Here is a 23,622-nt window from a genome sequence, read left to right on the forward strand (position 1 = left end):
TCCGTTTCAACCGACCGGTGGCCCCGGTTCAGACGGTGTGGATCCGCTTGACCAATTGCCCGGACCGGCCTTCCTGCCGGGCACGGACGTCGTCTTCGATGTGCGTCAGTTGGGCAAGACGCCGCGCCACCACACGCGGGGTCAGGCTGCGCCCGGTGAACAGGCGGCGCATCTCGGTTTCCAGATCGCTGAAACGCCGCTTCGGACCGATGATCCCCGGTATCGCGCGCGCCGCTTCGAACAATTTGCGGTCATCGTCATAGCTGTTCATCAACTCCAGAAACTCGATCCCGATTCCCGCGTCCAGGGCGGGCATCACGAACCGCCCGGAATATCGGTGCTCCAACTCATCCAGTGTGGCCTTGGGGATGGCGCTGGCGGCCCGATCAAAATAATTGGTGTGCAGCATCCACTGGACAACGGCCCCCGGTTCGGTGCCGCACAACACGCAATGGCGGCTGGGGTCATCCTCGACATGGTGCAGCAGATGCGACACCAATTCGTCGGGGGCCAGACGGTGCACCCCCCCGCTCCTGGGCAAACCGATCAGAGTGAGACAGATCGGGCAGCGCTCGACATGCTCCCGCAGATCGTCCCAGGGGAGCAGCAGGGCGGGATCATGGTGGTCATGGCAGGAATCGCACACCTCACCGGAATGGTCGGCGATCGTCGCACGATGGATCTCGGCGGCGGTGCTCCAGGGTGTTCCTCCCGCCGGGCAGCCAAAGATGTTCCGACAGAAACCGGGCATGGACAGGCCGTCTTTCGGTGCCAGATCGAAATCGCGCGGGTGGCGATGCATCAGGTTGCTGCATCGGGGGCAGCGGTCCGGCCCATGATCGACGGCCAGGGGCTGGAACAGCGCGTGGTCGCGGTGGGAGCAGTAATGACATTCGCGCAACGCCCGTTGACAGCGCGGGCACGTCACCTTGCGGCCATCGCGGATGGCTTCCAGCTGACGGTCGGTGATGGGGAAACCGCAGTGGAAGCAACTGTGTTCGATGTGGGATCCGTCGCGCGTTGAAATGAAATGCCCGCCTTCGCGATAGACGTGGAGCCAACGGCGCTTTCCAGCCTCCATCACCTCAATGGACGGAAAGATCAGGTGCCGTGATCCGGCGGTGTGTTTGCACCGGATGTCCAGCTCCAGCCGCTCCGCTTGCAGCTCGAACGTGGCCAGCTCGCTGGGTCTGACGCCGTTGAACAGGAAACGGGTCATGGACGCCGGGATCATCAACGGGTGCTGGGGATCACAGCCCGGGCAGGGCAGCGGCGTTTCCTTGGCGTTGCGGCGGCTGACCAGATGAAGCGGGCGGATCCCCTGCTCATACTCCGCCATGCAGCTCGGGCAAATCTCCTCGGTCCATGGGATTTGAATGTCCTCATGGTTGGAATCCGTGCAGGTCCAGGCCGCGCGGCGGGGTTGGGCCTGGTTGTTTCCTTCCATCAGATCGGGCAGAGCGGCGGCGTCGCTCGTGATGTGGTGCAACGCGCGTTGCTCTTCCGGAACCGCCGTGTAGCTGCGGTGGTAGCGGTCGATGTCGACGATTTCGGCGCCGGATCGGTACAGTTGTTCGTAATACACGATGGGGCGCGCCGTCGGCTCGCGGCAGAACATCGGCGCCTGATTCATCGTGGCCTGGGCGGCGATGCGGAAGCTTTGCTCCAGACGGCTGCGGGTGTTTGACCGCTGTTCGGCCGACCCATCCACCACCAGCGGCTTGCCGATCACCAGCTTGTCCTGCTGGATCGACGGGGCGACCGATCCCTTGCCGAACACCCGGCTGCGGCAATTGGCCAAGGTTTCGCGCATGCCGTCCTCGCCCCCCAACCGGGCCAGCACGAACTCCTCCTGTTCAGCCCAATAGCGGATGAAGGCGGTGAACACCACGCGCATGCGGGCCAGACGTTTCTTGAATCGCTGTTCGTCCCGCGCGTCCTCGACGTTCCATTCCGGATGAAAATGCGTTTCCAGCAGGCGGGCCAGACGGGTGACGAACCGCTCGGAACTGTGGGCGGCGTCGGTGGTCAAGGCGGGGGACAGCGCGCGCAGCAACGCTGCCCACAGCTTCACCTGCTCCTCGTTGGCTTGGAAATCGATGGCCAGCGGCAACGCCGGACTGTTCTGCGCGCGTGCGACGGATTCGGCCAGACGGGCCAAGCGTTCAGCCGCCGCGTCGGTCGCCTTCACCGATTCCTCGCTGGTCAGCCGGTCCAGCGCCGCGACCAGCGTCGTGCCAAGCGCCTGTTCGAACCGTTCGAACGGACCGTCCGGATCCGGATAGATGTGCGACAGGCGGCCATGGCCAAGCGACAGGACATGATCCGCCCGCTCCCGCATCATCCGCTCGTGGCCATCCGCAGCGTCCAGCAGTGTTTTCAGATGATCCTTCACCGTTGCCCTGTTTTTGACGATGTAACCGGCAAAGGCCAGGCTCAGGCCGTCGCGCACCTCCGTCCGTTTGGCCACCGTCTCCACCAGCTCCCTCCGCAACTGGCTGGCGAAGCGCTTCATCATGCTCTTCACCGGACCACAGTGACCGGTCTTGCTGATGGCGTCGTTGAGGATCCGGTCCGCCGGATGATCGGGGCGCAGCAGCCCCAGCGCTGGGCGCAACTGCACCAGGGACCCCGGCGCGGTGATCGTCACGGTGCCGCGCGGCTGGTCCTGCCACAGGCTGTCCATCTGCCTGCGCCACACCTCGATCACCTCGCGCGCGCCGACGGTGATGGCGGCGGCGTTGGCGTGCAGGGCCGCCTTGGCATCGTCGATGCCTTTCTGCAGCAAGTGCCACAGGGTCCGGGCGTCGTCGATCAGGAAATCGGCGATGTCCACCTGGGCCACCACCGGCTCCGCGTCCGTCTTTGGCAGGGAACCATCGCGCCAGGTCTCCCGCAGCATGCAGGCGTTCCACCCCTCCCGCAGCGCAGGATCGACACAGGTGGAATCCCGGTACAGCTCCATGACGCGGTCGCGCCGCTTGGCGTCGGTGATGTCCGCCGGTTCGGGTTGATCGAGCGCCTTTTCCAGCTTGTTCAACCCGTCCAGCATGCGGGCAATGGACTGATAGTCGGTCGACGGGCGCAGTTCCGCCGCGCGCCGGGTGGCTTCCAGCACGGATTCGTAGCTGTTCACGCTGGTGGTCATCGGGAAACTAAGGCTCACCTCCCCCTTGTTGTTGCGCGAAGCATCCCCCCGGACCAGGATGGTCACGCTGTCCCCGTCAACCGGTTCTTCGGCGGTTGGGTCGGACGCCAACCGCTTTATGTGGTCGATCATCGGGGTGAACAACGCCTTTGCCAGCTCCGCATCCTGGAGAATGGGGCGGTCCCGACCGATCAACCGTTCGCGGATGGTTTGCAGATAGGCGGTTTCCAGTGTTTCGTGCAGTTGCGTGGAATCGGCGATCTCCAGTTCGGCGACGGCGGAGGAGGAGAAGACATAACCGCGCTCCGGATGGCCGGGCGGGGCGTTGGTGTCGCTGCGCTCGTTGTTGGCCCCCTCGTCGATCCGGGCGCGCACGTCGTCGCGCATCTGGGCCATGATGCTCTGCGCCAGACGGAAGCAGCTGGTTTCAATCGCCGCCTCGTTGACGTCGCCAACGGCGGCGGTCTGCTGGCTTGGGGCAAAGCCCTGATAGACATACACGTAATCGAAAATGCTGGGATCGTTGGGTTCACGGCGGAACCGCAGACCGTTCGGCCCGATCGGATAGAGCACCTCGAACGGCTTGGGCTGTTGCAGGTTCTTGTAAACCGCCAGTTCCTTCAGGGCGGCGTAGGCGTTGGCCTCGATCCGTTCGGCCCGGTCGGCCCCCCGGAACGGCTCGGCCAGCAGGAACGAACCGGTGATGGTGCAGGACGGATCAATGTGGCGCAACAGGCAGGCAATGTCCCAGAACATCCCCGATCCGGTGCCACCGGACAGGGAGCAGATGATGTGCACGCGAACCGGGCGTTCGAGCGGGGTGGCGTTGCGGATGCGGCGGTGCCCTTCGCGCAGCTCGTCCAGGATGGCGCGGGCCTCCAGGAACAGGCCGACCCGGCCCAACGGGCGCCATTGCCCGGCCCCTTCGTAGCGGGCCTGACCGGGGGAGATCTCCTCGCCCGCGCGGGGATCGACCTGGGGCAGCCAGGACAGGCATTCCTCCAGCTTCAAGCCATTGCGCCGGGTCCAACGGCTGTTCAGCTCGACGATCTCGTCGTCGTGGTCATCGTGGTCGTGCCCGTTCAGGCGGCCCCGGTGACGCGCGCGGATGGATTGGACGGCGCGGGTGATGTCCTCGGTCTTGACCAGCACCACGCGCGGCACGCGGGGCAGGCGGCGATGCTCCTGCCCCGCGCTGCCAGCCCCCGCGCCGGAGGTGGGGACGACATACTCCTCGACGAACACATCCTCGCGGTTGGCTTTCCAATCGGTGTCCACCGCGACCACCTGGATTTCGCCCGCTTCATGCATGGCCTGAAGACCCTGATCCCCGCCCCGCGTGGCCAGCCACAGCGCGTAACGGGCGGTGCGCATGCCGGTGCCGCCCAACGCCACCAACAGGGTGGGAATGCGGCGAACCGTTCCGATGGTGTCATCCTGTGCCATGCTGCCTCCTGAAGGCCATCCGTGTGTTGCGCCCGTGGGACGTCAAAGACCGCCCGCGCCGCGCCATCGGCGCGGGCGGTTCCGCGTTCAAAGTTCGATCAATTCAACGCCCGGCCGCTGGTGGAGGGGGACGTTGGACACGGCGAAGACAAGTCCGAGAACAAAAGCCGCAGCTCCCAAACCATACATCCACCTTGTGAGACTCTTTTTCGCCGCCGATGCTGCCAGCGGATAGGGCATGGCCGGGCTTCCCGTCTCCACCATCCGCTTGAGTTGACGGTGCCGCCACCCGGCGTGACCGCCCCCAGCCACGACCCCCAGGAACATAACAAGGATGAAACTGAAGAGAAACATCGCGGCGGCAGCGATGGGACCTCCGGTGAGCCACGCACCAATGATCGGTGCTGCTGTTCCAATAAATGACAGCACGCCTGCTATGTTGACGTACTCGACGATCTTCTTGAGGGTTTCTCTCCCTATGATCTCGATGGATTCTGGAATTTTGAAATATTTTGTCTTGTACCGAAGATAAACAAAACCAGACACAAACATAGAACCAATGAAAAACACCACCATGTGCCCGATCCAGGGGGTGTATTTTGACAAAATTTTCGGCGAAGCTGTTTTAAGTGATGGCGTATCCGCTCCTTGATCATGGAACGCGGTCACGTCAATCGGGCCTTTGATGTCATGATCCAAGGGCAACAACCAGGACACGGTCTTTTCCGCTTCCAACCGTTGGAAGGTGACATCGAGCATCCGCTTGGTCGGGCCGGGCACCCCATCCATCCCCACCCCACTGAGACCGACGGATATTTTCTGCACCGGAGGCGAGGTCGGCGAGCTTCGGGTGGTCACAATGACGGCGGATACAATGGACCGGCTTGTCACGAAGGGAAAGGAACCGCTCAACTCCCACCGGCTTTCCAGCGCGGCGTCGGTGATGCGCACGCTGTAATGTTCCGTAGAGATTTCGACCCCGCGCGTGTCCAGGGCACCGTTGTTTGTGGCGGAAGGGTTGGTGCTGTCGATGACGGCAGCCTTGATCGTCGGATTTTTTTCCAGCTCTTTGACCTGCTCATCGGTCAACGCCATCGTGAGATCCGCCTCGCGATCCGCACCCACCACCAGAGGGCTTTGCCGCGTCAAACGAAACACGTGGTCACGTTTGGTGTCGCCCGCCAGCACCACGGCGGACACCACCGTTGGCACCGCGTTGGGGTTGCGCACCTTCAAACGCAGTTGAGAAGCATTTCTGTCAAAGCTCTTGCTGTCCGGGACCACCACCACCGGGGCGCGGGACGGGAGCGCCACACGGCTCCAGCGATCCGCTGGGCACCGGAAGTCGGGCGCGCTCACCCCGAATTCATAGTAACCAGCGACGCAAACAAACACATCGGCCCCGGTCAACAGATCGTTGGGCAGTTTCTGAAACGTTGCCGGAAAGGTGATCCGACCGTTGGGCGGGATTTGGGCCGGGGGAGGTTCCAGGGTCAGCTTGTAAGCAGTTGCGCCGCCTCGTTCATCGGTCGAAGCCCAGACACCGCCAATCCAGTTGGTAAAGTCCACGGTGCTGCTGACGGTGAGAGCGAGTTCCGGCACGCTGACACCCTGTTTCCACAATGACGGCCGGGTTTCCTCAAGAGTCAGCGTCACGTTCGGCAAGCCGGGGACCCGCTCCCGTTCCCCGGAGCAGTCCGCTTCTGCGCATTCCACTTGCAGGAAGACTGTGTCGTTGGGATGAAAACGCTGCAAAAAGTCAGTGCCGCCTTTGTAGGGCACGGTCAACGTTTCCTCCGTCCCCGGGTTGATGGTTGGCTTGGTGGTGGTCGGAAGTCGTTCCCGGTCGCTGCCCTTGGCAACCTGGACTCCGTTCACTGTCACCGGCACCGAGCCGGGGTTCCGTAAGGTGAAACGGAGACTGGGAGGTCCTCCCTTGTCGCTGGAAACCCAAGTGATGTTCTTGCCAATGTCGAGGGATTCCGGTTTGGGCAATTCCACCGAAACCATGTCACTGCAGGCTTCTTGACGCACATCAACACAGGTCAGCAGGATGTCGCGTCCTTCAATGATCTCTGAATCCCGATCCATATTCAGGCGAAGACGCGTCGTCACACTGCCCCCAGCAGCGATGCGTTCGGCAGTTTCAGCCTCGCGCCGCGCCCGCCAACCACGCTTCAGGTTCGACGTGAACACAAGCTGGGAAATGCCGTTTTCCACGGGGCCGGGATTGTCAACGGACAGAGTCAGCAAATACTCTCCCTGCCCAGAGGCCCCTGACTTCTGCACCTGCGCTTTTTTGATCTCCAACGGTCGCAGCGGCGGGGGCGGTTCCAGTGGTCTGCGATCGGTGGTCACCCCTGTCAAAGTGTCTGTGGCGGCGACGGTCAGTTTGGAATTGGCAAGCTGCGCCAAGCCGACGGGAAGTGGATAACGCAAGCTACGATCGCGCGCCCCTCCCGGCAGAACCGCGTCCGGGCCGGTGATCGACAGCCGCTCTCGTGGCCCTGTGATGTTGCCGTCACCGTAAAACAGCAGTTCTTTCACGGACAGGGTTTCCGGATTCGGGTTGGTCACAGTGACCACGACCTCCCGCTGACCGCTGCCGCCGGAGGCATACTCGATGGCCGCCTTGGTCAGGCTGAGACCCTGCAGCCGTTTGATCGGAACGCCCGTGGCTGGCCGCGCGTGCTTTCCCGTGTCCACCGCCACAATCTGAATCGCCTCGCCACTGGGAAATTTGGCGATCTGGTCCGTGGTTAGGCCGATGCGGATGCTTTGTTGGGCGTTGGGGGCAAGCGTCAGATCCGACGCTGCGGTGAACAGAACATCGTTGCCTTGGGAAGCCTGAAACTTGAATTGCTGGATGCGGATGGGCAGACGGGATCGGTTGGACACCTCCAACGAACAGCTTCCTTCTCCGCCCCGCAAAGTGCACAGGCTTGTGCTGGCGTCGATCTGCACACCGGGTTGCGACGCCCGGTAGACCTCGGTCACGAAATCGCGGGCGAAGCGGTCGGCGTCGTTGGCAACCTCGCTGAAGCGGATGGAAACGGCACCGACCGCGTTGGCGATGGTCTTGTGCATCGGCCCGTCCTGCACCGTGTCCAACAGACATTTCTGGTACTGGGCACCCAAACCCGCAAAATCCGTCCGGGTCGGTTCGACCAGCAACAGGCCCATAAACGGTTTCCAACTGTTCGTCGCCGCAGCCCCGCCAAAGGCGCGCCGCAACTCGCGAATGTCGCCAGGAATGCGCGTCGCCCCGCTCTTTCTGTAGGTTTCCAGCAAATCACAAACGCCCGTCTTCTCCGCGTTTGTGGCATTGTCATTTGGATCGTCAATGAAATCGCTGGCGATCAGGACAATTTTCAAGCGATTGTCGGAAGTTGTCAGAACATCATTTTTGTAGATGGCCTCAATCAACGTCCTGAAATCTGTTTTCGTGTCGGGCGTCACGCTGGTGTTGAGCGCGGCCACACCCGCTTTCAGGGCGTTGCGATCCCCCGCATCAATGGCGGGAACCACCGGGGCAGGCGTGGCCCCGAAGCTGTGGAGATACACCTTGTCGTTCGCGGCGATGAAGGGGCGGCGGCCGTCATCAATCGGTTGGTCGAACATTTTCGACAGCATGGTGACGATGCGGGCGTTGGGCGCGCTGCTCCCCGTTCCGGTGTAGATGGTTTTGGAACGGTCGACATAGACCAGCAGGTCAATCGGCGGCAGCGTCTGACTGTCGGCCACCGCCTCCGGGGAGGTGGCCGCGCTTTGCGCGCTGGCGTCCGTGACGGCCAGAACAGCCAACACCAGGCACACCACCCATCGCACAATCCACACCATGCCGCCTCTCCTTCACCGATTTCGAGACGTGCATGGCAATCATTGTGCCAACCTGTAAGTGCTTTGATTCTCCTTGAATCACCTTCTGAGAACAACAAAACCGCCTGCTCATCCCTTGAACGATTCTGTTCAAATGAACAACCACCATCACGGGCGTTTCCAGCCGCGCTCCTTCATCCGGGCGTAGATGGTTCCCCGTGAACAGCAGGCGATGCGCGCGGCCTTGCTGATGTCCCAGTTGGTCAGGGTCAAGGCGCGGTGGATGCGGGCGTCGTCCCCCAGATCGTCGGACAGCGCCCCCGGCATGGCGCAGGGCGTGGCCCCCGGCACGAAGAGAACGCGGGCAACCGTGTCCTGGGTGATGCAGCCGTCGCGCGCCTCGCCGAACGCCGCCACATTGTCGACCACCTCCTGCAATTCACGAATGTTGCCACGCCATGGCAGATCGCTCAGCAAGGCGATGGCGTCGTCGTCGAAGCGCAGGACGGGGCCGCTGGGCGGCATCTGGGCCTGATAAGCGTCCAGGAAGCGGCGGGCCAGCGCCTCCACATCCTCGCGCCGCTCGCGCAGAGGGGGGATATGCAGACGCCAGCGCCGCAGGCGGTAGAACAGATCATCCCGAAAACTGCCGTCGCGCACCCGCGCTTCCAAATCCCGGTTGGTGGTGGCGATGATGCGAACCTGCACCCGCCGCCCATCCCCGTCATCGCCCAGCCGCGTGACCGTGCCATCGTCCATGAAACGCAGAAGCCGGGATTGCGAGGCGGGAGACAGCGTGTCGATGTCGTCCAGCAACAGGGTGCCGCCGTCGGCCATGGTCAAAATGCCCCGGCGGTCGGAAATCGCCGAGGTGAACGCCCCCTTACGGTGGCCGAACAGTTCCGACCCCAAAATCTCGTCGATCAGTTCGCCGCAGCCCTTTTTGACCAACGGGCCGTTCCGATGCGGCGACAGGGCGTGAATCAGTTCCGCCAGGCGCGTTTTTCCCGTGCCGGTCTCCCCCGTCAACAAAACCGGCCCCGCGAGCGGAGCGATCTTGCGGGCGTGCGACAGGGTGCGCGCCATGGCCGGGGACAGCGCCACCAGCCCATCCAGCGGATCCGGTTCCCCGTTTGCGCCGACGGTGCAGCCATCCTGCGACACAACCGGATGCAGCGGGTTGACCATTTCGCACCTCTGTCGGTATCAATGATGCTTGATTCAGGATAAATTTGCCGCAATCATAGTGATAACTGAATTATGAATCAATAGATGTCCTACGGCACACGACTGTATGCTATTCACGTGAGGAATGACAAATGGATAGTCTTTCAACGGACGGTTCAATCCTCACTGATGTTTTCCAAGATTCCATTCATATTCTTCATGTTTCAGATTTTCACCTGACCAATCCGGAGGACCCAGAGCAAACAGCCGCGATTCAGACACTGATCGCTGCGGTCAAGCAGGACACCGTGACGGGACTGGATGCGGTGATGGTGACGGGCGACATCGCCACGGGAGGGGCGGCGGACGCCTATCTTCGGTTCAAAAGCTTGGTGGTGGACGCGTTGATTCAGGCTCAACCGGATCGACCGCCTGCGTTCTTCATCGTTCCTGGGAATCATGACCATGATTTCAGTCAATACCCTGCTGGTTACACATTCCCCCTGAATGCGTTTCAGAAATATATTGATAATTCTCCTCCCAATTCAACGCGGGATACTCTTTCATTACCACTCCTGAATTTCCAGAATTGCCTTCCATCTCCGGGTTGGGATTCAACGACTCAGCCTAAATCACCGCCATCATCCGGTGATCATTGGCTGAAAGCCGAAGGCAGTTTTTCGCGGTTGCTTCAATTGCCAGGCGGGCGGTTGACACTGGCTGTCGTGGGACTGAACACCAACTGGCTGCTGGATCCGAAGGGGTCTGCGGCCAGCCTGCGGCGCTTGAATCCCGGTGTTTCTCTGCTGCGCGGCCAGTTGGCGGCGGCAAAAGGCGCGGATCATCGGTTGGTGCTGGGGCATCATCCGTTGTCCTGGTTTGCCCCGGATGTGGAACAGCAGGTCAAAGCCATCCTGCGCGAGCACAAGGCCATCTACTTGCACGGGCATCAGCATGCGGGCGATGGGCAGTTCGACATCCGGCGCAATGGGGTGTGCGTCACCCTGCAAGCGCGGGCGGCGCATTTCGGCTCCCGCAACACGGGTCCAACCGTGGCGCGCGACGCCTTGGGTGGTTACACCCTGCTGACCTTCCGCGCCACCGGCGACACGTTCCGTGTTCGTCCCCGCATTGTTCTGTCGTCCGGGGTGCGACTGGACGATCAAGCCTTTCCGGAGGATCCCCTCGAAGGCCCAGATTTCTTTGAGTTTCCCCTCCCCAACACGCAGGCGTTTCAGGCGTGGCTTGATCCGCTGGGGGATAGCTGGGTCTTGGAGGAGGACAATGCAACCCCGGTGAGCGTCAACGCTCAACGGCTGCGCTGCTACCTGACGGGAACGGCTCCCGATCTGGCTGTCGCGCTGCGGTTGCCGGGTGCACCCAACCCGTTGGCGGCGGAAGCGGTGCGGCAACTGGAACCGTCCAACGCCTGCGGTCAACACGCCCCCGTCACGGCCTGGATCGAAACGCCGTATGGTGAAGGGCGCAGCACCGCCATCTTGCAGGCGACAGCGGAACTGCGAGGCACAGGGAAGTGGGCGGTGTACCGGCATCGGTCCGGTCAGCCGTTGCGCAAATTTCCGTTCGCGCGCGCGCTGCGCGAGAACGCCAACCGCCAGATCCTGCTGGTGATTGAACAGGCCAGTCGGCACGCCCATGAGGTCAGCGGGCTGCTGGACGACGCCCGCGCGCTGGCCGAGGTGGATCGGATCTCCTTTCTGCTGGGCAGCAACCCGTTGGAACGGGATGCGCTGCGGGCGTCCGGGACCGCGCCCTCGCTGTTCTCCGATCCGCCGGATTGGCAGCACGGATGCTCCCTGCACCTCGGATCCTGGCTGATCGGCGCGCAGGGGATCGGCCTGACGTCGGTCGAAGCGGGCCGTATGAAGCGCGCGTTTGCGGACGACCCCCGGATGAGCGGCAACGCGTCATGGCTCGGCGGATTGCTGGCGCTGGACGAGGCCACCGATGGGCGCTGGAGCGTTCACAAAAATCGTGGACGGGCGTTCGTCGATGCCGTTCAAAGCACCCTGTCCAACCACCCGGTGCTTGCGGATGCGCTTGCGTTGGTCGCCGCCCTGCACGCCCGTGTGGGCACGGCCCCCTCCAACCGGGGTGAGCCGTTTCTTGAGCGTCGGGTGCTGGCCCAGGCGTTGTTTGGTGCCCCCGACACCGCCCGGTTGGAGCGCGAGGTGCTCTCCGTTCTGCAATCCGAAATTCAGCGGAAGCCGCGCCAGGACAGTGAGGTGTTTGTGCTGCGTCACTGGCGGATCGCCCAGCTCTACCGCCAGCATCTGAAAGCACGGTGGACCAAATCGGAGGAGACGCTTCTGGACGCCGCCCTCGCGCTGCAGGCATCCGGCGAAACCGTGCCGTTCTGGGATGACTGGATTGATCTTGCCGCCGAACTCAACCGGCTGCCCGACCTGGACCGCGTGACCGATTGGGCGCAACGGCCCAACAGCAGCGCGGTCATTTTCGCCGACCATTGCCGCTGGCAAAACGACTTGAGGCCGCTCGGTCTCAGGGCCTTGACGAACGCGTTGTCGTCCGCCCCAGACCGACCGGATCACCGCGCGGCGTTCGCGATGTTCGCGCGCCTGACAGTGTGGTCCACCGTCTCGCGCACCGACTTGTCGGCCGTCGATCTATCACACGCCGCTTTGGCCGCGCTGGCCGCCTTGCGCAACGATGGCACGCCGGACCAGACCATCAAACGAGAGGTGTACGAGATCGCCTTTGATGCTCTGGATAAGTTGGCCCAAGGCTCTTACCTGACAACCCCCGCCTCTGAGTTGAACGCGTTGCGGTGCGATCGGATTGATCGGGTCGGTGGAGCCAGCATCAATCCCGCCAGAACCTTTGCAAAGCTTGCCAACCAATTCAGCGGGAGGAGTCTTTCCGCGCCGTTGGCAGGCCTCGGGGATCCAGGGCGGTGGCGATTCCCCGATCCCTTCAGGGTCGGCTGATCGCCAACCCCGAAAGCGCAAACCAACCCCCAGGATGGACACCCCCGGATGGCTCCGAATGGGAATTGGCGACGGTTTGCCCGATCCGTCCCGGCGCTGACGTCGGGTTTTGCGAAATTTTCGTGCTTTTTTCACCCCCCTGCTGCCGAATGAGGCAGGGGCCGCGTGCGGCAATCCCTTGATACGCCTGATTTTGATGCGGCGCACAGCGGTTCTTTTCCGGCTTTTGACCGCAACCGCCCAGGAATTGGGCGCAAAAAGTCCGTGTTGCGTGCAATTTGAAGCGCTGCCATGATTGTCCAAGGCGTCAGTTCTTGACCACACAGTCAGCTTTTCCGCCACGCTCCAGCCCTTGGAAACGCTTGGCACGGCGGTTGCTGATGATCGGAATGCCACGCCGCATAGCGACCAAAGGGAAGCCATCCGCCATGACCCTGAACGCTGACATTCCGGCTTCGCCCTACGCCGATCTCACACCGCCCTTGACGGCGGTGCAGGCGCTTGCCGAATCCAACCGCTGCCTGTTCTGTTACGACGCCGCCTGTGTGCGCGCCTGCCCCACCGGGATCGACATCCCGTCCTTCATCCGCTCCATCGCCACCGGCAATCTGAAGGGGGCGGCGACCACGATCCTGTCGGAGAACATCATGGGCGGCACCTGCGCCCGTGTCTGCCCGACGGAAACCCTGTGCGAACAGGCCTGCGTCCGCAACACCGCCGAGGAGCGTCCGGTCGCCATCGGCCGGTTGCAACGCCACGCCACCGATCACCTCTTCGCCCGCAAAGGCCCCCATCCCTTCGCCCGCGCCGAGGCCACCGGCAAGCGCGTGGCCGTGGTCGGGGCCGGTCCCGCCGGTCTGTCCTGCGCCCACCGTCTGGCCAGCCTGGGCCATGAGGTGACGGTGTATGAGGCCAAGCCGAAGTCCGGCGGCCTGAACGAATATGGTCTTGCCCCCTACAAGATGGCCGATGATTTCGCCCAGCGCGAGGTCGCCTTCATCCTGGAGGTCGGCGGCATCACGGTGGAGCATGGCCGTCGCCTGGGCGCTGACCTGTCGCTGGAGACGCTCCGGGCCGAGTTCGACGCCGTGTTCCTGGGCGTCGGCTTGGGCGGCAACAACCGCCTGAACATCCCCGGCGAGGAGCGCGACGGCGTGGAGAACGCCACCGCCTTCATCGAACGGGTGCGGCAGGCGACCCCGGACGTCCCGGTGGCGGTGGGCCGCAGCGTCGTGGTCATCGGCGGCGGCAACACCGCCGTGGACGCCGCCATCCAGGCCAAACGCCTGGGGGCGGAGGATGTGACGCTGGTCTACCGGCGCGGACGCGGCCAGATGGGGGCCACCGCGTGGGAGCAGGAACTGGCGCAGACCAACGGCGTGGTGCTGAAGACCTTCGCCGCTCCGGTCGCCATCGACGCCACCGGCATCACGCTGGAGCGCACGCGGCTGGAGGATGGCAAACTGGTGATGACCGGCGAGCGCTACAGCCTGCCCGCCGACATGGTTCTGAAGGCGGTGGGCCAGACGCTGGCGCGCGAGGCGCTGGACGGGCTGGCCCTGTCGGGCGGCAAGATCGTCATCGACGACGACCACCGCACCAGCCTGGACAAGGTCTATGCCGGGGGCGATTGCGTCGCCAGCGGCGAGGATCTGACCGTTCAGTCCGTGCAGGACGGCAAGCTCGCCGCCCTGGCCATCCACCGCCACCTGACCGCCTGACACGGGAGCCGAACCATGGCCGATTTGCGCAGCACCATCGCCGGTATCCGGTCGCCCAACCCGTTCTGGCTGGCGTCCGCCCCCCCCACCGACAAGCTGACCAACGTCGTCCGCGCCTTTCAGGCCGGATGGGGCGGCGTGGTCTGGAAGACGCTGGGCGAGGATCCGCCCGTCGTCAACGTGTCCAGCCGCTACGGCGCGCATCTCGACAACGAGCGCAAGCTGATCGGGCTGAACAACATCGAACTGATTTCCGACCGCCCGCTGGAGGTCAATCTCCAGGAGATCATCCAGGTCAAGCGCGACTGGCCCGATCGCGCCATGGTCGTGTCCCTGATGGCGCGGATCGAGGAGGAGGCGTGGGCCGGGCTGGCCCGCCGCATCGCCGCCACCGGCGCGGTGGACGGGCTGGAACTGAATCTCGGCTGCCCGCACGGCATGTGCGAGCGCGGCATGGGATCGGCCATCGGCCAGGTGCCGGACATGGTCGAGCAGGTGACGCGCTGGGTGAAGAACGCCACCAACCTGCCGGTGATCGTCAAGCTGACGCCCAACATCACCAACATCCTGTGGTCGGCGGAAGCGGCCAAGCGCGGCGGGGCGGACGCGGTGTCGCTCATCAACACCGTCAACTCCATCGTCGCCGTCGATCTCGACGCCATGGCCCCCACCCCGGTGGTCGATGGCAAGGGCAGCCATGGCGGCTATTGCGGCCCGGCGGTGAAGCCGATCGCGCTCAACATGGTGGCGGAGATCGCCCGCAACCCGGACACGGCGGGGCTGCCGGTGTCGGGCATCGGCGGCGTCACCACCTGGCGCGACGCGGCGGAGTTCCTGGCGCTGGGGGCGACCAACGTGCAGGTCTGCACCGCCGCCATGACCTTCGGCTTCAAGATCGTGGAGGACATGATCAACGGCCTGTCCAACTGGATGGACGACAAGGGCTACGCCAACTTGGACCAGCTGTCGGGCCGGGCCGTTCGCAACGTGGTGAACTGGAACGACCTGAACATGAACTTCTCGACCAAGGCGGTGATCGATCCGGCCTTGTGCATCGATTGCGGACGGTGTCACATCGTCTGCGAGGACACCTCGCACCAGGCGATCCGCATCGACCAGGGCGAGGGTCGCCGCATCTTCACCGTGGTGAACGAGGAGTGCGTCGGCTGCAACCTGTGCTCCCACGTCTGCCCGGTGCCCGATTGCATCACCATGCAGCCGGAGGAAAACGGCCTGCCCTACATGACCTGGCCCGAAGACCCCCGCAACCCGATGCGCGCCGCCGCCGAATAAGCGCGCCGAGCAACCGCCGCCGGATCCCCGATATCCCGTTTGGGAGAGAGCAACGATGTCTTATCCGCAGAATGTCGCCGTCAACGGTTCCCGCCTGTGGCAGAGCCTGATGGACATGGCCCAGATCGGCGCGACGCCCAAGGGCGGCGTCTGCCGTCTGGCCCTGACCGATCTCGACAAGCAGGGCCGCGACCTGTTCGTGCGCTGGTGCGAGGAGGCTGGCTGCACCATCAGCGTCGACAAGATGGGCAACATCTTCGCCCGCCGCGCCGGGCGCGACGACAGCCTGCCCCCGATCATCATGGGCAGCCATCTGGACAGCCAGCCGACCGGCGGCAAATATGACGGCGTTTATGGCGTGCTGGCCGGGCTGGAGGTGGTGCGCAGCCTGAACGACATGGGTTACGTCACCGAGGCCCCCATCGAGGTGGCGGTGTGGACGAACGAGGAAGGCTCGCGCTTCGCCCCGGCCATGGTGGCGTCCGGCGTCTTCGCCGGGGTGTTCGATCTGGACTATGGCCTGTCGCGCGCGGATCTGGACGGCAAGACGATGGGCGAGGAGCTGGCCCGCATCGGCTACGCCGGGGACCAGGAGGTCGGCGGACGCAAGGTCGGCGCCTATTTCGAAGCCCACATCGAGCAAGGCCCGATCCTGGAGGCCGAGGGCAAGACCATTGGCGTCGTCACCGATTGCCAGGGCCAGCGCTGGTACGAAATCACCTTCACCGGGCAGGAGGCCCACGCCGGGCCGACGCCGATGACCCGGCGCAAGGACGCGCTGCTCGGCGCGGCGCGGGTGGTGGACGCGGTCAACCGCATCGGCTTGAAATACGGCCCGGCGGCCTGCGCCACCGTCGGGCTGATGCAGATTCACCCGAACTCCCGCAACGTCATTCCGGGCCGGGTCTTCTTCACCGTCGATTTCCGCCATCCGAAGGATGAGATCCTGGCCGCGATGGACGCCGAATTGCGGGCGGCGGTGGACGACATCGCCAGCGGCATCGGGCTGGAGAGCGACTTCAAGCAAATCTGGTACTACGCCCCCATCCAGTTCGACGCCGATTGCGTGAAAGCGGTGCGCAACGGGGTGGAGCGCACCGGCTATTCCTTCCGCGACATCATTTCCGGGGCCGGTCACGACGCCTGTTATCTGTCGAAGGTCGCGCCGACCGGCATGGTCTTCATCCCCTGCATCGACGGCATCAGCCACAACGAGATCGAGGAGACGACGCCGGAATGGTCCACGGCGGGCTGCGAGGTTCTGCTGCACGCCGTGCTGGAACGGGCAAACGCCGAGCGATCCCCGGCGGCGGCGTGATACAGTCCCTCTCTCTGCGCCCCTCTTCCCCACGGGGGAGGGGGCGTCACGGATGATGGACGAAGGTTGGTGATGACGCTGAAGACAGACCTTGTTTCCCCCGACGCCACCGCCCCGCAAGGGCGCATCCGCCGCGAGAATGTGGAACGCATTCTCAAGGCGGCGGAGGCCGTGTTCGCCGAAGCCGGCTGCGCCGGGGCGACCATGGCCGACATCGCCGACAAGGCCGGGCTGCCCAAGGCCAACCTGCATTATTATTTCGGCACCAAGGAGGAGCTGTACCGCGCGGTGTTGGACAACATCCTGCGGCTGTGGCTCGCCCCCATCGACGCGTTGACGCCCGACGCCGACCCGGCCACGGCGCTCACCGCCTACATCACCACCAAGATGGAGGCGTCGCGCACCCGCGCGCTGGCTTCCAAGGTGTTCGCCAACGAAATCCTGCATGGCGGCGCGCAGATCGAACGGTTCCTGTCGGAGGATCTGCGCCGTCTGGTCGACGCCAAGGCCGCCGTCATCGATGGCTGGGTCGCCGAAGGCCGCATGGCCCCAGTGGACGCCCGCCAATTCCTGTTCATGATCTGGGCCGTGACCCAGCATTACGCCGATTTCGACGTTCAGGTCCGCAAGGTTCTGGGCCGCCGCAGCCTGACCCGCCAGGATTTCGCCCAGATCACCGCCGAGGTGCTGCGGTTGATCCTGCGCGCCGCCGGGCTGCCGGACCCGGCCCCTCCACCCTCTTCATCCTCCACCCCCGCCAACGCATAAGGGAGCGCCGTCCATGGGTATCGTCATTCGTGGTGGAACCGTCGTCACAGCCGAGCAGACGCAACGCGCCGATGTCTATTGCGAGGACGGACTCATCAAGGCCGTCGGCGCGGATCTCGACGTTCCCGCCGGAACCGAAACGGTGGAGGCGGGCGGCTGCTTCGTCATGCCCGGCGGCATCGACCCGCACACCCACATGGAACTGCCCTTCATGGGCACGGTGACGACGGAGGATTTCTTCAGCGGGACCGCCGCCGGTTTTGCCGGGGGCACGACGACGATCATCGATTTTGTCATCCCCAACCCGAAACAAAGCCTGATGGAGGCCTATCACACCTGGCGCGGCTGGGCGGAAAAGGCGGCGGGCGATTACAGCTTTCACGTCGCCGTCACCTGGTGGGACGAAACGGTGCGCGCCGACATGGGCACGCTGGTCGCCGACCATGGGGTGAACAGCTTCAAGCATTTCATGGCCTACAAGAACGCCATCATGGCCGACGACGAGGTGCTGGTGAACAGCTTCCAACGCTGTCTGGAGCTGGGGGCCATCCCGACCGTCCACGCCGAAAACGGCGAGCTGGTGTTTCAGTTGCAAAAGAAGCTGCTGGCCCAGGGCATGACCGGCCCGGAAGCGCACCCGCTGTCCCGCCCGCCGGAGGTGGAGGGCGAGGCCGCCAACCGCGCCATCCAGGTGGCCAAGGTGTTCGGCGTGCCGGTCTACATCGTCCATGTCTCGGCCAAGGAAGCGCTGGAGGCGATCACGCGCGGCCAGGATGGTGGCCAACGGGTGTTCGGCGAGGTTCTGGCCGGTCATCTGCTGATCGACGACAGCGTGTACCGCAACCCCGATTGGGACTATGCCGCCGGTCACGTCATGAGTCCGCCCTTCCGCTCCAAGGAGCATCAGGACGCGCTGTGGCGCGGCTTGCAGGCGGGCCATCTCCACACCACCGCCACCGATCACTGCTGTTTCTGCGCCGAGCAGAAGGCGATGGGCCGCAACGATTTCACCAAGATCCCGAATGGCACGGCGGGGATTGAAGACCGCATGACCGCGCTCTGGACGCACGGCGTCAACACCGGCCGCCTGACGATGAACGAATTCGTCGCCATCACCTCGGCCAACGCGGCGAAGATCTTCAACCTGTACCCGCGCAAGGGATCGGTCAGCGTCGGGGCCGACGCCGATCTGGTGGTGTGGGATCCGGCGGCGACCAAGACCATCTCGGCCAAGACCCAGATGCAAAAGGTCGGGCTGAACATCTTCGAAGGCATGACGGTGACGGGAACCCCGGCCTACACACTGAGCCAGGGCAGGATCGTCCACGCGCTGGGCGAAAGCCGCGCGGTGCGCGGAGCGGGCCGCTACGTCAACCGCCCGGCCTTCCCCACCGTTTACGAAGCGGTGAAGAAGCGCAACGCGCTGAACATGCCGACGCCGGTCGCGCGCTGACTGCGACCGCGTGATGGGAGCGCGCACCATGCTCCCGGCGTGAGTCTCGGTGCGAAGGGGCGGCGGGTGCCGCCCCTTCGCACTGGATCAACCCGCAAGTTTGGCCCGACGCTCCCAACCGGGTCCGGTGGAACGGCGATCCGACCTCTCACCCGATGGCGGGGCACCGTCAACTTGTTTGGACTGCGGATGGAGGAAGGCACGCGGAAGCCCGCCAGGATAACGGCGGTCGGATTACGCCGCGAGCCGGGCGCCGACGACCTCTGCCCAGGTCTCGAAGGCCTGGGCGCGGGCGGCTTGAGGGTCGGCAACGAGGCGGTGGTCTCGGCGACGGTGGAAGAGGTTCGCGATCGGATCGTGGATGGAGGGAAAACGTTGAACGTGGCGAGCCGACTTGACGCGCTTCATTTGGCGCTCTCGTCGCCTCGTTGGCTGGTGGGAGTTCTCGGCGTGATTGTTGATGCCCTTGTATTGTTGATGCCCTTGTGTTTCCGGTGCTCGACGCCCGGCATGATATCGCGCTTGGCGGCGGCGTAGCTCTTGAGCGTGTCCATCACCATGACCTGCGGTGCCCGGCACTGGCCTTTCAACAGCTTGCGCAGCAGGCGTCTGGCCGCCTTAGGTCGCGTCAGCTTTGGACCAGCACGAAGCCATCTCGGTCGACCGCCCGCCAGCATCTCTTCGACCATCCGCAGGCTCAATGGGTACCGGTAGTACAGTCAAACGGCCGTCACGATGATTTCGCCAGGATGGTGGTAGCCGGCAAAGCGGGGACCGAAGTGCGTTGTCATTCCCCCACCGTCCCCAACCCGACCGCCTCCGGCAACCGCACCGCCACCACCTTGACGGCGCCCTCTGCTGGTTTTCACCATGCACAACGCCTGCGACCAGATCGAAATCCAGGGGCAAAAAAACCGGTGCCGCGTCCGACCGCTCCGACGCAGGCTGAGACCGGCTGTTGCACGGCAACGCCACTTGTCAGGTCGCGGGGTTGATGGGACAGTGCCGCCCGCCCATCAGGAATCGCGTTGCCGCCGGACATGTCGGATTTCAACTGGAACGATCTGCGCTATTTCCTCGCCGTTGCTCGCGCCGGGACCTTGACCACGGCGGCGCAACGGTTGCGGGCCGACCACACCACGGTCAGCCGCCGGATCAGCGCGCTGGAAGAGGCGCTGCGCGTCACCCTGTTCGAACGCCGCCCCAGCGGCCTGACCCTGACCGCCCAGGGCGAACGGCTGAAACAGACCGCCGAAGCGATGGAAAGTGCGGCCTTTCTGGCGCAGAGCATGGTCGCTGACGGCGACCTGTCGCTGTCTGGCGCGGTTCGGATCGGCGCGCCCGACGGCTTTGGCAGCTGCTTCCTCGCCCCGCGCATCGGCGGTCTGTGCGAGCGCCACCCGGATTTGGAGGTGCAACTGGTCGCCATGCCGCGCGTCTTCAGCCTGTCCAAGCGCGAGGCTGACATCGCCATCAGCCTGTCCTGCCCGCAGGAAGGGCGGCTGTACGCCCGCAAGCTGACCGATTACCGGCTGGGCCTTTACGCCGCCGCCGCCTATCTTGACGCCCACCCGCCGATCACCGACCGGGCGGATCTGGTCGGCCAATCCTTCATCAGCTACATCGACGACCTGATTTTCACGCCGGAGTTGGATTACGTTCAAAGCATCGGCGAGGTGTCGCCACGCATCAAGAGCAGCAGCCTGGTGGCCCAGGTCAACGCGACCGTCGCCGGGGCGGGGCTGTGCATCCTGCCCGCCTTCATCGCCCAGGCCGAACCGGCTTTGCGCCGGGTGCTGCCCGAACAGGTGTCGATCACCCGGTCTTTTTGGCTGATCGTGCACGAGGACATGCGATCGCTCGCCCGCATCGCCATGACCGCCGATTTCATCGCCGACGCGGTGCGGCGGGAACAGGCCCTGTTTCTCTGACATTGGCGGATGACCAAAATATTAAGAACGGGATTATTGATTCAACATTCCTCTGGTGTTGCCAGTTTCAATGATGATAACTGGTTTTCTTGATTTTCATGCATAAGCGGCTTTTCTGCACTCTCATCTTCTTGATGGGAACATGAGCGCAGATCAAATGTTCTGTCTTGTCTTTTTGGGCACCGGGCGCGACAGCAAATCCAGAAACCGTTCCAACACCAGATTGGGTTGCGCGCCTTTCAACGTCACGGCGTGAAAGGTCACGCTGCAATGGTGACTGTCGGGCAACAGGGCGCGCATCGCTCCGCGTTCCACCCACTGGCGGGCGTAATGGGTGGGCAGGAAGCCGACGTAGCAACCGGTCAGCACCAGAAAGGCCACGCCTTCCCGGTCGGTCGCCGTTGCCGTGGCGTTGAGCGCGTGGGGTTGCTGGGCCTGGGTTGGGGCGACGGCGTCGGCGGTCTCCACCGCGTCGCGGGTGATGGTCTCCGGCGCGGCGTCGAACAGCGGGTGGCCCTTGCCGCAATAGAGTTGCGACTCCTCCTCATACAGCGCGAAACGGGCCAAACCCGGCAGGGCGCGGCGGGCGGGGACGACGCCGATGTGCAAACGGCCGTCCAGCACGCCGCGCTCGATCTCGTTGGGCGGGATCATGCGGATGTTCACCCGCACGTCGGGGGCCTGCGTCTTCAACCCGCGCAGCGCGTCGGTCACGCGCATTTGCGGCAGGGTGACGAGGTTGTCGGTGATGCCGATGTTCAACTCACCGCGCAGACGGCCATGGGCGGTGTTGATCTCGCTGCGAAAACTCTCCAACCCGGCGAGCAGGCGCAAGGCCGCCTCATAGGCCATCCGCCCTTCGTCGGTCAGCAGAAACCCGGCGCGGCCCCGGCGGCACAGGCGCAGGCCCAGACGGCGTTCCAGATCGGCCATGTGCAGGCTGATGGCCGCGCGGCTGATGTTCAACTCCACCTCCGCCGCCGAAAAACCGCCGCACTCCACCACGGTTTTGAACACGCGCAGCAGGCGGATGTCGGCGTCGGTCACGGGGGACAGGGGGCGGGGCGGTTTGCTCATGACGGCGGCTCGATAGGTAAGGAAACGCTAGACTGAAGTTTGAACAGTTTGGATTTAACCACATCCATGCGCCCGGCACACTGTCCGCGTTGTTGCCCTTTCATCGTGACGCAAACGCAGGAGACGGACGGATGGCCCCCTTGGACAATGACCATGGCGCTGGACTGGACAAGGCGGCGGGCCTGACCCGCGCGGAGCTGGACGCCCATTGGATGCCCTTCACCGGCAACCGTGATTTCAAGGCGAACCCGCGCGTCATCGTGAAGGCCGAAGGGGCGTGGTATTGGGACGCCCAGGGCCGCAAGATTTACGACAGCCTGTCGGGCCTGTGGTGCTGCGGGGCCGGTCACAACCGGCCGGAGATCACCCAGGCGGTGGCCGAACAGATGGGCCTGCTCGATTACAGCCCCGGTTTCCAATACGGTCATCCGGCCTCCTTCAAGCTGGCGCACAAGCTGGCCTCGATGACCCCGCCGGGGCTGGATCACGTCTTCTTCGTCAATTCGGGGTCGGAAGCCGCCGACACCTCGCTGAAGATGGCGCGGGCTTACTGGCGGCTGAAAGGGCAACCGTCCAAGACCAAGCTGATCGGGCGGTCGAAGGGCTATCACGGCGTCAATTTCGGCGGCATCAGCCTGGGCGGCATCGGCGGCAACCGCAAGCTGTTCGGCCAGGGCGTGGACGCCGACCATCTGCCGCACACGCTGCTGCCGCAGAATCTCTTCACCAAGGGCATGCCCGACGAGGGGGCCGAACTGGCCGACGCGCTGGAGGAGCTGGTCGCCCTGCACGACGCGTCGAACATCGCCGCCGTGATCGTCGAGCCGCTGGCCGGGTCCGCCGGTGTGCTGCCGCCGCCCAAGGGCTATCTGGAGCGGCTGCGCGCCATCTGCACCAAGCACAGCATCCTGTTGATTTTTGATGAGGTCATCACCGGTTTCGGCCGCATGGGGGCCGCCTTTGGTGCCGACGCCTTCGGCGTGGTCCCGGACATCATGAACGTCGCCAAGGGCCTGACCAACGGGGCGATCCCGATGGGGGCGGTGGTCGCCAGCCATGAGATCTATCAGACCTTCATGGACAATGGCGGGCCGACCTACATGGTCGAATTCCCGCACGGCTACACCTATTCCGCCCATCCGGTCGCCTGCGCGGCGGGCATCGCGGCGTTGGATCTGTTCGAAAAGGACAAGCTGGCGGACAAGGCCGCCGCGCTCGCCCCGCATTTCGAAACGGTCCTGCACGGGTTGAAGGGGCTGAAGCACGTCACCGACATCCGCAACTACGGCTTGGCGGGTGCCGTCACCATCGCCGCCCTGCCGGGCGAACCGGCGCGCCGCCCCTATGAAATCGCGATGAAATGCTGGGATGCGGGCTATTACGTCCGTTATGGCGGCGACACGCTGCAATTCGGCCCGCATTTCCTGACGACCCCGGAAGACCTCGACGGCCTGATGAACGTCGTCGCCGACGCCATCCAAGCCACCGCCTGATCTGATGCCCGCTTTGATG

At 64.2% G+C, this 23,622-nt stretch carries 14 protein-coding genes; 8 read left to right on the top strand and 6 right to left on the bottom strand.

Features of this window, described 5'->3' with window-relative positions:
* Positions 1-28: 28 nt before the first annotated feature.
* From EJ903_RS19080 to EJ903_RS19090, 3 genes are all read right to left on the bottom strand, one after another.
* Positions 29-4,594, bottom strand: a complete 4,566-nt coding sequence (locus tag EJ903_RS19080) for a tubulin-like doman-containing protein (RefSeq protein WP_126618428.1) — start codon at positions 4,592-4,594, stop codon at positions 29-31.
* Between the two features lie 87 nt (positions 4,595-4,681).
* Positions 4,682-8,434 (bottom strand): hypothetical protein, encoded by a 3,753-nt coding sequence (locus EJ903_RS19085; protein WP_126618429.1) that lies wholly within the window; start codon positions 8,432-8,434, stop codon positions 4,682-4,684.
* Positions 8,435-8,581: 147 nt separating this feature from the next.
* The gene (locus EJ903_RS19090; RefSeq protein ID WP_126618431.1) at positions 8,582-9,601 is read right to left on the bottom strand and encodes a sigma 54-interacting transcriptional regulator; all 1,020 of its coding nucleotides are present in this window, start codon (positions 9,599-9,601) and stop codon (positions 8,582-8,584) included.
* A gap of 131 nt (positions 9,602-9,732) precedes the next feature.
* On the opposite strand from EJ903_RS19090, the gene EJ903_RS19095 reads away from it, so the two are divergent.
* The 6 genes from EJ903_RS19095 to hydA all read left to right on the top strand — a co-directional run bounded on the left by EJ903_RS19095 (position 9,733) and on the right by hydA (position 19,102).
* Positions 9,733-12,549, top strand: coding sequence for a metallophosphoesterase family protein (locus EJ903_RS19095; RefSeq protein WP_126618433.1), 2,817 nt, complete (start codon positions 9,733-9,735; stop codon positions 12,547-12,549).
* A 428-nt stretch (positions 12,550-12,977) separates the two neighbouring features.
* Positions 12,978-14,270: an NAD(P)-dependent oxidoreductase gene (locus tag EJ903_RS19100; protein WP_126618434.1), complete on the top strand. Its 1,293-nt coding sequence runs from the start codon at positions 12,978-12,980 to the stop codon at positions 14,268-14,270.
* 15 nt (positions 14,271-14,285) lie between these two features.
* On the top strand, positions 14,286-15,563 hold the full coding sequence (gene preA, locus EJ903_RS19105) for an NAD-dependent dihydropyrimidine dehydrogenase subunit PreA (protein ID WP_126618436.1): 1,278 nt from the start codon (positions 14,286-14,288) through the stop codon (positions 15,561-15,563).
* Positions 15,564-15,618: 55 nt separating this feature from the next.
* A complete protein-coding gene (locus tag EJ903_RS19110) occupies positions 15,619-16,881 on the top strand; it encodes a Zn-dependent hydrolase (protein ID WP_126618438.1) in 1,263 nt (420 codons plus the stop codon).
* Between the two features lie 72 nt (positions 16,882-16,953).
* Positions 16,954-17,649 (top strand): TetR/AcrR family transcriptional regulator, encoded by a 696-nt coding sequence (locus EJ903_RS19115; protein WP_126618440.1) that lies wholly within the window; start codon positions 16,954-16,956, stop codon positions 17,647-17,649.
* A 13-nt stretch (positions 17,650-17,662) separates the two neighbouring features.
* Positions 17,663-19,102, top strand: a complete 1,440-nt coding sequence (gene hydA, locus EJ903_RS19120; protein ID WP_126618442.1) for a dihydropyrimidinase — start codon at positions 17,663-17,665, stop codon at positions 19,100-19,102.
* Between the two features lie 234 nt (positions 19,103-19,336).
* Here the strand turns inward: hydA and EJ903_RS28170 are convergent, their stop codons facing one another.
* A complete protein-coding gene (locus EJ903_RS28170; RefSeq protein ID WP_377006366.1) occupies positions 19,337-19,510 on the bottom strand; it encodes a hypothetical protein in 174 nt (57 codons plus the stop codon).
* Positions 19,507-19,791 (bottom strand): hypothetical protein, encoded by a 285-nt coding sequence (locus EJ903_RS28175; RefSeq protein WP_377006365.1) that lies wholly within the window; start codon positions 19,789-19,791, stop codon positions 19,507-19,509. The genes EJ903_RS28170 and EJ903_RS28175 overlap by 4 nt, the downstream gene beginning before the upstream one ends.
* A gap of 339 nt (positions 19,792-20,130) precedes the next feature.
* Here EJ903_RS28175 and EJ903_RS19130 point away from each other — a divergent pair, with 339 nt between their 5' ends.
* Complete coding sequence (locus EJ903_RS19130; RefSeq protein WP_246015750.1) at positions 20,131-21,033, top strand: LysR family transcriptional regulator; 903 nt, start codon at positions 20,131-20,133, stop codon at positions 21,031-21,033.
* Positions 21,034-21,186: 153 nt separating this feature from the next.
* Here EJ903_RS19130 and EJ903_RS19135 read toward each other — a convergent pair whose 3' ends face one another.
* On the bottom strand, positions 21,187-22,110 hold the full coding sequence (locus tag EJ903_RS19135; protein WP_126618443.1) for a LysR family transcriptional regulator: 924 nt from the start codon (positions 22,108-22,110) through the stop codon (positions 21,187-21,189).
* Between the two features lie 131 nt (positions 22,111-22,241).
* Between EJ903_RS19135 and aptA the strand changes: the two genes are divergently transcribed.
* Positions 22,242-23,603, top strand: coding sequence for an omega-aminotransferase AptA (aptA, locus tag EJ903_RS19140; RefSeq protein WP_126618445.1), 1,362 nt, complete (start codon positions 22,242-22,244; stop codon positions 23,601-23,603).
* The last annotated feature ends 19 nt before the right edge of the window (positions 23,604-23,622 follow it).

Origin of the sequence: Azospirillum griseum (assembly GCF_003966125.1) — a bacterium.
In the GTDB taxonomy this organism is placed as follows: domain Bacteria; phylum Pseudomonadota; class Alphaproteobacteria; order Azospirillales; family Azospirillaceae; genus Azospirillum; species Azospirillum griseum.